This is a genomic window from Pseudomonas sp. CAM1A (assembly GCF_047501685.1).
Taxonomy (GTDB): domain Bacteria; phylum Pseudomonadota; class Gammaproteobacteria; order Pseudomonadales; family Pseudomonadaceae; genus Aquipseudomonas.
The window spans coordinates 12,043-23,569 of the sequence record NZ_JBFNXP010000019.1 but is presented as its reverse complement, the minus strand read 5'-3'; the positions used below and the strand labels follow the sequence as shown (position 1 = coordinate 23,569).

The 11,527-nt window shown below is 62.8% G+C and carries 9 protein-coding genes; 7 read left to right on the top strand and 2 right to left on the bottom strand.

The window, feature by feature from the left end:
* Positions 1-123: 123 nt before the first annotated feature.
* On the top strand, positions 124-2,388 hold the full coding sequence (locus ABZO33_RS25725; RefSeq protein ID WP_414538339.1) for a putative bifunctional diguanylate cyclase/phosphodiesterase: 2,265 nt from the start codon (positions 124-126) through the stop codon (positions 2,386-2,388).
* Here the strand turns inward: ABZO33_RS25725 and ABZO33_RS25720 are convergent.
* A complete protein-coding gene (locus ABZO33_RS25720) occupies positions 2,288-3,175 on the bottom strand; it encodes an NAD(P)-dependent oxidoreductase (protein ID WP_414538338.1) in 888 nt (295 codons plus the stop codon). The genes ABZO33_RS25725 and ABZO33_RS25720 overlap by 101 nt on opposite strands.
* Positions 3,176-3,368: 193 nt before the next feature.
* Here ABZO33_RS25720 and ABZO33_RS25715 point away from each other — a divergent pair, with 193 nt between their 5' ends.
* On the top strand, positions 3,369-5,552 hold the full coding sequence (locus ABZO33_RS25715) for a hypothetical protein (protein ID WP_414538337.1): 2,184 nt from the start codon (positions 3,369-3,371) through the stop codon (positions 5,550-5,552).
* Between the two features lie 160 nt (positions 5,553-5,712).
* On the opposite strand, the gene ABZO33_RS25710 is transcribed toward ABZO33_RS25715, so the two are convergent.
* Positions 5,713-6,018 carry a DUF2288 domain-containing protein gene (locus ABZO33_RS25710; RefSeq protein WP_414538336.1) on the bottom strand — a complete coding sequence of 102 codons (306 nt, stop codon included), beginning with the start codon at positions 6,016-6,018 and terminating at the stop codon, positions 5,713-5,715.
* Positions 6,019-6,378: 360 nt separating this feature from the next.
* On the opposite strand from ABZO33_RS25710, the gene ABZO33_RS25705 reads away from it, so the two are divergent.
* The 5 genes from ABZO33_RS25705 to ABZO33_RS25685 all read left to right on the top strand — a co-directional run bounded on the left by ABZO33_RS25705 (position 6,379) and on the right by ABZO33_RS25685 (position 11,374).
* A complete protein-coding gene (locus tag ABZO33_RS25705; protein WP_414538335.1) occupies positions 6,379-7,494 on the top strand; it encodes a branched-chain amino acid ABC transporter substrate-binding protein in 1,116 nt (371 codons plus the stop codon).
* A 237-nt stretch (positions 7,495-7,731) separates the two neighbouring features.
* Positions 7,732-8,655, top strand: coding sequence for a high-affinity branched-chain amino acid ABC transporter permease LivH (gene livH, locus ABZO33_RS25700; protein WP_028692119.1), 924 nt, complete (start codon positions 7,732-7,734; stop codon positions 8,653-8,655).
* The gene (locus ABZO33_RS25695) at positions 8,652-9,908 is read left to right on the top strand and encodes a high-affinity branched-chain amino acid ABC transporter permease LivM (RefSeq protein WP_414538334.1); all 1,257 of its coding nucleotides are present in this window, start codon (positions 8,652-8,654) and stop codon (positions 9,906-9,908) included. The genes livH and ABZO33_RS25695 overlap by 4 nt, the downstream gene beginning before the upstream one ends.
* A complete protein-coding gene (livG, locus tag ABZO33_RS25690; RefSeq protein WP_023631159.1) occupies positions 9,905-10,672 on the top strand; it encodes a high-affinity branched-chain amino acid ABC transporter ATP-binding protein LivG in 768 nt (255 codons plus the stop codon). Before ABZO33_RS25695 ends, livG begins: the two co-directional genes overlap by 4 nt.
* Positions 10,673-11,374 (top strand): ABC transporter ATP-binding protein, encoded by a 702-nt coding sequence (locus ABZO33_RS25685; RefSeq protein WP_102684682.1) that lies wholly within the window; start codon positions 10,673-10,675, stop codon positions 11,372-11,374.
* The last annotated feature ends 153 nt before the right edge of the window (positions 11,375-11,527 follow it).

Genomic DNA, 11,527 nt, shown 5'->3' with positions numbered 1-11,527 from the left:
AAATGGTAGAGATCAAATTGCCATTAATCAGGAAGGCTTAGGTACCCCTTCCTATACTCCAGCAGGAACAGTCTCCATCCGTGCTTTTTGGGGACGAGTGAAGACTCGACGAAGAGGCCTGCAATGGAGTGGCTGGGACTGCAATTGTTCGCCGAGCTGCCGGCGACCGGACAGATCATCCTCGACTGCCGACACAACCCCTTCCTGGTGCTGCTTGCCTTCATCGTGGCCAGCGCCGCCTGTTTCGCCACCCTGGACATGAGCGAACGCCAGAGCCAATGCGAAGAGCGCTTCGCCCGCAGGCAGTGGCGCGTGCTCGGTGCGTGCTGCCTGGCCGGGGGCATCTGGGCCATGCATTTCATCAGCATGCTGGCTTTCCAGGCGCCCCTCGAAATCCATTTCGACGCCCCGCTGACCGGCCTGTCGCTGCTGGTGGCGCTGCTGGCCGCGTGGCTGGCGATGAACAGCCTCAACCGCAGCCAGATGCGCCTGCGCCACTACCTGCAGACCGCGCTGTTCATCGGCCTGGGCATCAGTGTGATGCACTACACCGGCATGGCCGCCATGCAGACCAGCGCCCTGCAGTACTACCAGACCGGCCTGCTGCTCGCTTCTGTCGGCATCGCCGTGCTCACCAGCCTGGTGGCGCTGCTGATGGCGCGCTACTTCAACAAGGGCAGCGGCACCTTGCACCTGCTGCTCAAATACGGCGCAAGCCTGTTGATGGCCGCAGGTATCGTCCTGACCCATTTCACCGGCATGGCGGCGATGACCCTGGTGATCCCCAGCGAGACCGCGCTGCGCCTGCCTTCGGCCGACAACAGCCTGCAGCTGGCGCTGACCATTGCCGTCATCACCCTGCTGATCAGCGCTGGCAGCATCAGCGCGGCGCTGGCCGACAAGAAGCTGCAGAGCAAGGAGCACGACCTGCGCCGGGTCAACGTACTATTAAGCCAGCTCGACCAGGCCCGCGCCTCGCTGCAGCAGGCCGCCCACTACGACGCCCTGACCAACCTGGTCAACCGCCGCGGCTTCAACCAGGTCTTCGCCGAGCGCCTGGCCGAGCAGGCCGCCCATGACGGCATGCTGGCGGTGATGTTCCTCGACATCGACCATTTCAAGCGGATCAACGACAGCCTCGGGCATGCCGCCGGCGACGAACTGCTCAAGGTGATCGCCGACCATATCAAGGCCGCCACCCGTGGCCAGGACCTGGTGGCCCGCTTCGGCGGCGACGAGTTCTGCATCGTCACCAGCCTCAACAGCCGCGACGAGGCGCGCCACCTGGCCCAGCGCATCATGCAGCGCATGAAGGAGCCGATCGACCTGGCGGGCCGGCGTATGGTGATGACCACCAGCATCGGCATCAGCGTCTTCCCAGACGACGGCCAGAGCACCGAGGAACTGCTGAAGAACGCCGACCTGGCGCTGTACCAGTCCAAAGGCTGCGGGCGCAACAGCCTGAACTTCTTCAACAACGGCCTGAAGACCCGCGCCACCCTCGAACTGCAACTGGAAGAAGAACTGCGTGTGGCGTTGTTCGAAGAGCGCGGCCTGTGCGTGCACTACCAGCCGATTTTCGACCTGCGCAGCGGCCAGGTGGCCAAGCTCGAGGCGCTGGTGCGCTGGCAACACCCACAGCATGGCCTACTCAGCCCCGACCGTTTCATCTGCATTGCCGAAGCCAACGGCCTGATCGCCGAGCTGGACCTGTGGGTGCTGCGCCGGGCCTGTGAGGATCTGGCCCAGCTCAACCGCCATGGCTATGGCGATCTCAAGGTCACGGTGAACTGCTCGGCCCTCACCCTGGGCCGCGAGGAGCTGGCCACCGAGGTGGAAATGGCCTTGTTCCAGGCCGGCCTGGCGCCGCGCCAGCTAGAGCTGGAGGTCACCGAAAATGCCTTGATGGGCGACATCCACCACACCATCAGCCTGCTCAAGGGCATCCGTGCCCAGGGCGTGGCGCTGTCGATCGATGATTTCGGCACAGGCTATTCATCGCTGGCCTACCTCAAGCGGCTACCACTGGACGTGCTGAAGATCGACCGCTCGTTCATCCAGGACGTGCCAGGCAGCCAGAAGGACCGCGAGATCGTCCAGGCGATCATCATCATGGCCCATACCCTGCACCTGAAAGTGGTCACCGAAGGGGTAGAGACTGTCGAGCAGCACGAGTTCCTCGCCAGTCACGGCTGCGACTACCTGCAGGGCTACCTGCTCAGCCGGCCGGTACCGCTGGCCGAGCTGCGGCCGATCCTCGAACGGCTCGACCGCCAGCCGGGCGAGCTCAGTCCTTGTTGCGATACAGCGTTACCAGGGTCGCCGGATCTTTTTGCAGAAAACCCTGGCTACCGTGCAGGCGCATCAGTTGCGCGGCGAGGCCACTGAGCGGCGTCGCCGAGCCCTGCTCGCGGGAGAATTTCACCGCGCTGTCGAGGTCCTTGAGCAAGGTGCGCACGTGCCACTTGACCGGTTCGAAGCGGCTTTCGGCCATTTGCGGGGCGAGGATCTGCAAGGGCTTCGAATCAGCGAACCCGCCGGCCAGCGCCTCGGCGATCAGCCGCGCGTCGACCCCTGACTGCTCGGCCAGCGCCACCACCTCGGCGATCACCAGCGCGTTGCAGGCCACGATCATCTGGTTGCATGCCTTGGTCACCTGGCCGGCACCCACCGCCCCCATGTGCGTCACCCGCTGGCCCAGGGTCAGCAGCACCGGCCGCGCCCGCAGCAGGTCGCTCGCCTCGCCCCCGACCATGATCGCCAGGGTGCCGGCCTCGGCCCCCGGCGTGCCGCCGGACACCGGGGCATCGAGCCAGGCCATGCCGCACAGGGCCGCCAGCTCCGCCGCCATCTCGCGGGTGGCGGTCGGCTCGAGGCTGGAGAAGTCCACCAGCAGCTGACCGCTGCGCCCGCCACGGGCGATGCCCTGCTCACCGAACACCACTTCGCGTACCACCGCCGTGTCGGCCAGGCACAGCAGCACCATGTCCGCCGCCTGGCACAGCTCGGCAGGGCTGCCGGCCAGGTGGGCGCCGGCGGCAACCAGCTCGGCGCATTTGTCCGGGCTGCGGTTCCACACGGTCAGCGGATAGCCCGCGGCCAGCAGCCGACGGCACATCGGCAGGCCCATCAGGCCGATCCCGGCAAACCCCAACGAAGGCAATGCAGTACTCATGAGCGACTCCAGATTAAAGAAGCGTGACAAACGGACGATGCAATGCGGGTACGAAAGGAAAAACCTTAGTCCGACTAAGGAAACCCCCTATCGCACAAGAAAAAGACGCACTGATAAAGTCGCGAAATTTCTCAGTGATGGCGAGATGACATGCCTCACCGGGAAGCCAACCACACCAGGCAAATGGCGCACTATGACCTCTACGAACACTTCTGCCAATGCGGTCCCCGAGCCGACCCTCAGCCCCACTTCGCTGAGCGCCGGCAGTGCTCGAGACCTTCCCGCAGCCCGCAGCATGCCGGCGCAACAGTACCTGTACTTCACCGAACAGGACATCCAGCGCATCCTCGACAACCTCGACGGCCTGCGCGACCTGGTGTTCCCGCCCAACCTGCACGTCGAGGACGAGGACCAACTGCGCCTGGAGCAGCAGTTCCCTTCGGTGTGCCTGATCGGCCTGGGTCGCTGCGGCTCGAACATCGCCCTGGACGTGGCGGAGCTGGTGTACAACGCCCGCACCTTCTTCCTCAATGAGTACAACAATGAGGACCGCTTCAAGGGCGAGGCCGGCTATAGCCCGGCGCGCTGGATCCGCCAGAACCTGCGCCTGGTGCAGAACAAGGCGGCCAAGCCAGTGTTCCTGGTCGAACCGCTGGTGATGCTCGGTGACCTGGACAAAGACATCGCCGGGCGCATCCGTTTCTCGCGCAAGGGCGAACGTGGCGGCTTCCTGCGCGACTACAGCAAGATGAAGATCATGGACCTGTCCGAGGTGCATGCCGGGGGCGCCGGCAACGCGCCGATCCTCGGCCAGTACCTGGCCAAGATCATCCTCAACAAGGACACCCAGCGCTTCTCCAGCGCCGACTGGAAGCTGATCCACTCGTACCTGATCGATTCCTGCGGCATCAAGGCCAACCAGTCGCGCTTGTACTTCTACATCTTCAGTGCCGGCGGCGGCACCGGCTCGGGCATGGCCTCGGAATTCGGCCTGGCCCAGCAGTACTCGTACATGAACAAGACCTTCGATACCAAGCCGGCCGACGAGAATGACGGCAAGAGCGGGCATTCGTTCGTGTTCGAGCCGATCTTCACCAGCGGTATCTGCGTACTGCCCAATGCGTCCGATCACCGCAGCGAAATGTCCGAGGCGCTGCACATCAACGCCGGGCGCCTGTTGTGCAAGTACCTGTCGGAGGAATGGGACTTCTCGTACAACTTCGACAACGAAGACAGCAGCGAGGCCAGCGTCATGGGCCGTATCCGCCCGTGGAACGCGATGATGCTGATCTCCAACGACATCATGCGCTACGCCGAAGAGAGCGACGACGGCACGATCCAGAACATCGACGTCAACGCCATGGAGAAGCACGCCAACCAGTACATCTCCCAGCAGATCTTCAACATCCTCACGGCGCAGGCGGTGACCACCGACTACGACCAGAACTACTTCCGCCGCGCCGGCATCGACATCGGCGAGACCATCCGCCTGGACGCCAACGACCTGTTCATGAGCCTGGCCGGCCCCGTGGCCATTGCCTACGCCGAATCCGTGGTGCCGGAAATCCCGCCGCCGGGCTCGGACAAGTTCAAGGTGTTCGAGCGTGAACAGCCGCGCCTGGACATCGACGACCTGTTCTTCCGCTCCATCGACCTGCCGCACTTCAACAAGCAGACCCAGGCCATCGAAGGCATCAGCCTGCTGCCGATCGAGTCGCGCCGCTACCGCGCCGCGCTGGAGCAGTACCAGGCCTCGGGCTACGACGCCGCAGCGCTGCACGACCTGCATTTCTTCAAGAACTGTTCATCGGTGGTGTCGATCGTATCCTTGCCCAAGGACTACAAGCTGTCGTACATGGACCTGAACCGGCTCAAGACCCACCTCAACAGCCTGTTCCCCAACACCACGCTCAAGCGCTACGCGCTGGTGATCGGTGCCTCGGCCAACCTGTCGCTGACCACCCTGATCGCCAAGAGCCCGTGCCTGTCGGATGATTTCCTGACGCTAATCGTGGCATTCATCAAGCGTTGCTTCGCGCGCAACCCGTACCGCTTCGACGACACCATGGACAACGCGATCCTCGAGTTCATCACCAGCGAGCACTTCGACGAAGACAGCATCGACGACCTGCTCAACGAGTTCGAGAACCCGGCGAAGATCCTCGACACCAACTGGTACGCGATCAAGCCGATGTACGAGAAGAAGTACCGCGAACTGATCAACGACAAGAGCCGCTTCGTCTCGATCAACGACATCCGCCTGTCGCGCGAGTGCGTGAAGAAGGCGGTGAAGTACTTGCGCGAGATCTTCAGGCATCGCATTGGCAAGACCCGGGTGATTTCGCTGAACAGCCATACCGGGCGCGTGGACTACTGATTCAGTTGGGGCCGCAAAGCGGCCCCATTTACGCATCCCGTAAACTGTTACCGCCCCGCCGAATCACCCCGCCACTGTTACCAACTTCCACCTTACGTGAGCGTCAACGCGCACCATTGCGGAGCGTTTGCGCGTTTTCACGCACTAAAAAAGCCCACGCTTATTCCGCTTTCTTCGCCTGGATCACGATGAACGGCGAAACCACCACTGCCCAGATCTCTGGATCGCGGGTTTGCAGGTCGAGCGCCTGCTCGGCGGAGACCGGCCCGACAGTGCCATCATTGCGCCACTTGGCGAAGATCTCGCCGCGATTCTCGGCCATCGCCTCGGCAACGGTGATCAGGTCGAGGCTGGGGTCGACCCAAATCAGGTCACCCTTGGCCCAGAAACGCTCCAGGGCTTTCCACTCGATGACGGCGGTCTCGCCGAGCAGTTTGGCATAGAGGGTGCTTACTTGATCAGTCATGGGTTTACCTGCGCAAAGATCGGCCAACAAAAAAGGCCGGCATTTTTGCAGAAAAACCCGGTTTCAAATACGTAATTTGGTCGATCAGGCCCGAACTTGTGGGGGCGGGCCGGGAATACAGGCAAAGTGATGGCGCTTTTCTGTATCTTTATGTCGACCATGCGACACCCCTTGAGACAGACGCTTTTCGCCCGCTTTTCAAGCGCTCGGACAGCGCTCTACACTGTACCGGTACAGTTCCGGGACATGTTCCGGGGGAAGGTGGGCTTACGGCATTGGCGTAGCCAGGCCGCAAATCTCGCCCGGTCTGTAGCCCTGGCCTCAGGACTATAAGAATTACAACAGAATGAGTGGAGCACTATGATCAAGATTTCCAAGCTGTTTGCCGCGATGGTTCTGGCCGGAGTCGCCAGCCATTCGTTTGCCGCCGACACCATCAAGATCGGCATCGCCGGTCCCAAGACCGGGCCGGTGACCCAGTACGGCGACATGCAGTTCGTCGGCGCCAAACAGGCCATCAAGGACATCAACGCCAAGGGCGGCGTCGATGGCAAGATGCTCGAAGCCAAGGAATACGACGACGCGTGCGACCCTAAACAGGCCGTGGCCGTCGCCAACAAAGTGGTCAACGATGGCGTCAAGTACGTGATCGGCCACCTGTGCTCCAGCTCCACCCAGCCTGCGTCCGACATCTACGAAGACGAAGGCGTGATCATGATCACCCCCGCCGCCACCTCCCCGGAAATCACCGCCCGTGGCTACAAGCTGATCTTCCGCACCATCGGCCTGGACAGCGCCCAGGGCCCGGCCGCCGGCAACTACATCGCCGACCACGTCAAGCCGAAGGTCGTTGCGGTGCTGCACGACAAGCAGCAGTACGGTGAAGGCATCGCCACCGCGGTCAAGACCACCCTGGAAGGCAAAGGCACCAAGGTTGCCGTCTTCGAGGGCCTGAACGCCGGTGACAAGGACTTCTCCTCGATCATCCAGAAGCTCAAGCAAAACAACGTCGACTTCGTCTACTACGGCGGCTACCACCCGGAGCTGGGCCTGATCCTGCGCCAGGCGCAAGAGAAGGGCCTGAAAGCCAAGTTCATGGGCCCGGAAGGCGTGGGTAACGACTCCATCTCGCAGATCGCCCAGGGCGCCTCCGAAGGCCTGCTGGTGACCCTGCCGAAATCGTTCGACGCAGCACCTGAGAACAAGGCCATCGTCGACGCCATCAAGGCCGACGGCAAGGACCCGAGCGGTCCGTTCGTGTTCCCGGCCTACTCGGCAGTCGAACTGATCGCTCAGGGCATCAAGGCCGCCAAGTCCGAAGACACCGACAAGGTGGCTGCCGCCATCCACGCCGGCACCTTCAAGACCCCGACCGGCGACCTGTCGTACGACGCCAAGGGCGACCTGAAGGACTTCAAGTTCGTGGTCTACGAATGGCACTTCGGCAAGCCGAAGACCGAAGTCTCCCCTCAGTAACTGCGTGACTAATAGCTGACCGAGAAGCCCACTGTGCGAGCAGTGGGCTTTGTTTTACGAGGTTCATGAGCCTGATTCCCGTGATCCGGGAGCCGGTTCACCTGAAAATCTTAAAACCGTCACCCGCGGTTTCCTGGCCGTGCCCGCAAAAAGATCACGTGGCGAAGACCACGAGAACAAGGGGCCGGGGTCATCCCCCGCCAGAGAAATGCAAATCAGGTTTTTAGGAGCGCTGTAATGCCTGAGATCTACCATTTCCTACAACAACTGGTTAACGGATTGACCATCGGCAGTACCTACGCGCTGATCGCCATCGGTTACACGATGGTGTACGGCATCATCGGCATGATCAACTTCGCCCACGGCGAGGTGTACATGATCGGTTCCTACGTGGCCTTCATCGCCCTCGCCGGGCTGGCCATGATGGGCATCCACTCGTTGCCGATCCTGATGACCGTGGCCTTCGTCGCCACGATCTTCGTCACCAGTGCCTACGGCTACAGCATCGAACGGGTCGCCTACCGGCCGCTGCGCAACAGCAACCGGCTGATCCCGCTGATCTCCGCCATCGGCATGTCGATCTTCCTGCAGAACACCGTCCTGCTATCACAGGACTCGAAAGACAAGTCCATCCCCAACCTGATCCCCGGCAGCTTCTCGTTCGGCCCGGGGGGCGCTGAGGAAGTGCTGGTCTCGTACATGCAGATCCTGGTGTTCGTGGTGACCCTCGTCGCCATGACCTGCCTGACCCTGTTCATCTCCCGTTCCCGCCTGGGGCGCGCCTGCCGCGCCTGCGCCGAGGACATCAAGATGGCCAACCTGCTGGGCATCAACACCAACAACATCATCGCCCTGACCTTCGTCATCGGTGCCGCGCTGGCGGCGGTGGCGGCCGTGCTGCTGAGCATGCAGTACGGGGTGATCAACCCCAACGCCGGTTTCCTGGTGGGCCTGAAGGCCTTCACCGCAGCGGTACTGGGCGGCATCGGCAGCATCCCGGGCGCCATGCTCGGCGGGCTGGTGCTGGGCGTGGCCGAAGCGTTCGGCGCCGACATCTTCGGCGACCAGTACAAGGACGTGGTGGCATTCGGTCTTTTGGTTCTTGTCCTGCTGTTCCGGCCGACCGGCATCCTGGGCCGCCCGGAGGTTGAAAAAGTATGAACAGAAATCTCAAACAGGCGTTCTTCAGCGCCTTGCTGGTCTGGGCCGTGGCCTTCCCGGTGCTGGGCCTGAAACTCAGCATCGATGGCATCAGCCTGGTGGTCCACAGCCAGGGCTCGTTCACCATCAGCATCATCGCCGCGTGCTCGGTGCTGATGTTCCTGCGCGTCTTGTTCGACAAGCAGTGGAGTGCGGTGATGGGCCGCCGCTCGGACCGTAAGCTGGTACCGCCTTCGGTGACCAACTTCCTCACCCTGCCAAAGACCCAGCGCTGGGTGATCATGGGCCTGATCGTCGTCGCCCTGATCTGGCCGTTCTTCGGCTCGCGCGGCGCGGTCGACATCGCCACGCTGATCCTGATCTACGTGTTGCTGGGCCTTGGCCTGAACATCGTGGTCGGCCTGGCGGGCCTGCTCGACCTGGGTTACGTCGGCTTCTACGCCGTCGGCGCCTACAGCTACGCGATGCTCTCGCACTACCTGGGCTGGAGCTTCTGGGTGTGCCTGCCGATCGCCGGCCTGATGGCCGCGACCTTCGGCTTCCTGCTCGGCTTCCCGGTGCTGCGCCTGCGCGGCGACTACCTGGCGATCGTGACCCTGGGCTTCGGCGAGATCATCCGCCTGTTCCTGCGCAACCTCACCGACTGGACCGGCGGCCCCAACGGCATCAGCAACATCCCCAAGCCGGAGTTCTTCGGCCTGACCTTCGAACGCCGCGCCGCCGAGGGGATGCAGACCTTCCACGAGTTCTTCGGGCTGGAATACAACTCGATCAACAAGGTCATCTTCCTCTACCTGGTCGCCCTGCTGTTGGCCCTGCTGGCGCTGTTCGTGATCAACCGCCTGCTGCGCATGCCGATCGGGCGTGCCTGGGAAGCGCTGCGTGAAGACGAGATCGCCTGCCGCGCGCTGGGCCTGAACCCCACCGTGATCAAACTCTCGGCGTTCACCCTGGGCGCCTGCTTCGCCGGTTTCGCCGGCAGCTTCTTCGCCGCCCGTCAGGGCCTGGTGACACCGGAGTCGTTCACCTTCATCGAGTCGGCGATCATCCTCGCCATCGTCGTGCTGGGCGGCATGGGTTCGCAATTGGGCGTGATTCTCGCGGCCATCGTGATGATCCTGCTGCCGGAGATGATGCGTGAGTTCAGCGAATACCGGATGCTGATGTTCGGTGCGCTGATGGTGTTGATGATGATCTGGCGTCCGCAGGGCCTGCTGCCCATGCAACGTCCGCACATGGAGCTGCCTCGATGAGCCGCGAAATTCTGCAAGTCAGCGGCCTGAGCATGCGCTTCGGCGGCTTGTTGGCGGTCAACGGCGTGGCCCTGACCGTCAAGGAAAAACAGGTGGTGGCACTGATCGGCCCGAACGGCGCCGGCAAGACCACCGTGTTCAACTGCCTCACCGGCTTCTACAAGCCCAGCGGCGGCACCATCCTGCTCGACGGCCAGCCGATCCAGGGCCTGGCCGGCCATCAGATCGCCCGCAAGGGTGTGGTGCGCACCTTCCAGAACGTGCGCCTGTTCAAGGAAATGACCGCGCTGGAGAACCTGCTGATCGCCCAGCACCGCCACCTCAACACCAACTTCTTCGCCGGCCTGTTCAAGACCCCGAGCTTCCGCCGCAGCGAAAAAGAGGCCATGGAGCGTGCCCAGTACTGGCTGGAAAAGGTCAACCTGACCGAGTTCGCCAACCGCACCGCCGGCACCCTGGCCTACGGCCAGCAGCGGCGCCTGGAGATCGCCCGCTGCATGATGACCCAACCGCGGATCATCATGCTCGACGAACCAGCCGCCGGCCTGAACCCCAAGGAGACCGAGGACCTCAAGGCCCTCATCGCCTACCTGCGCGAATCGCACAACGTGACCGTGCTGCTGATCGAGCACGACATGAAGCTGGTGATGAGCATTTCCGACCACATCGTGGTGATCAACCAGGGCACGCCCCTGGCCGACGGTACGCCGGAAGAGATTCGCGGCAACCCTGATGTGATCAAGGCCTACCTGGGGGAGGCGTAAATGCTGAAGTTCGAGAACGTTTCCACCTTCTACGGCAAGATCCAGGCGCTGCACAGCGTCAACGTGGAGATCAACCAGGGCGAGATCGTCACCCTGATCGGCGCCAACGGCGCCGGCAAGTCCACCCTGCTGATGACCTTGTGCGGCTCGCCCCAGGCGAGCAGCGGCAGCATCAAGTACCTGGGTGAGGAACTGGTCGGCCAGCCGTCCTCGCACATCATGCGCAAGAGCATCGCGGTAGTGCCGGAAGGCCGCCGTGTGTTCGCCCGCCTGACCGTCGAGGAAAACCTGGCCATGGGCGGCTTCTTCACCAACAAGGGCGACTACCAGGAGCAGCTGGACAAGGTCCTGCAACTGTTCCCGCGGCTGAAGGAGCGTTATATCCAGCGGGGCGGCACCATGTCCGGCGGCGAGCAGCAAATGCTGGCCATTGGGCGGGCGCTGATGAGCAAGCCCAAACTGCTGCTGCTCGACGAACCGTCACTGGGTCTGGCGCCGATCATCATCCAGCAGATCTTCGACATCATCGAGCAGTTGCGCCGCGATGGCGTGACCGTGTTCCTGGTGGAGCAGAACGCCAACCAGGCACTCAAGGTCGCCGACCGGGCGTATGTGCTGGAGAACGGCAAGGTGGTGATGCAGGGTACCGGTGAAGCGCTGTTGACCGACCCGAAGGTACGCGACGCCTACCTCGGGGGTTGAATGATCAAAGGGCCTTCGGGCCCTTTTTTCCTGCGCCTGCGCGGGCCTCATCGCGGGGCAAGCCCGCTCCCACGCTGCGCTGATGGTCAGCGTGGGAGCGGGCTTGCCCCGCGATGAGGCCCTTGTGATCCCAGCGCACCCTGCGTAACGTGG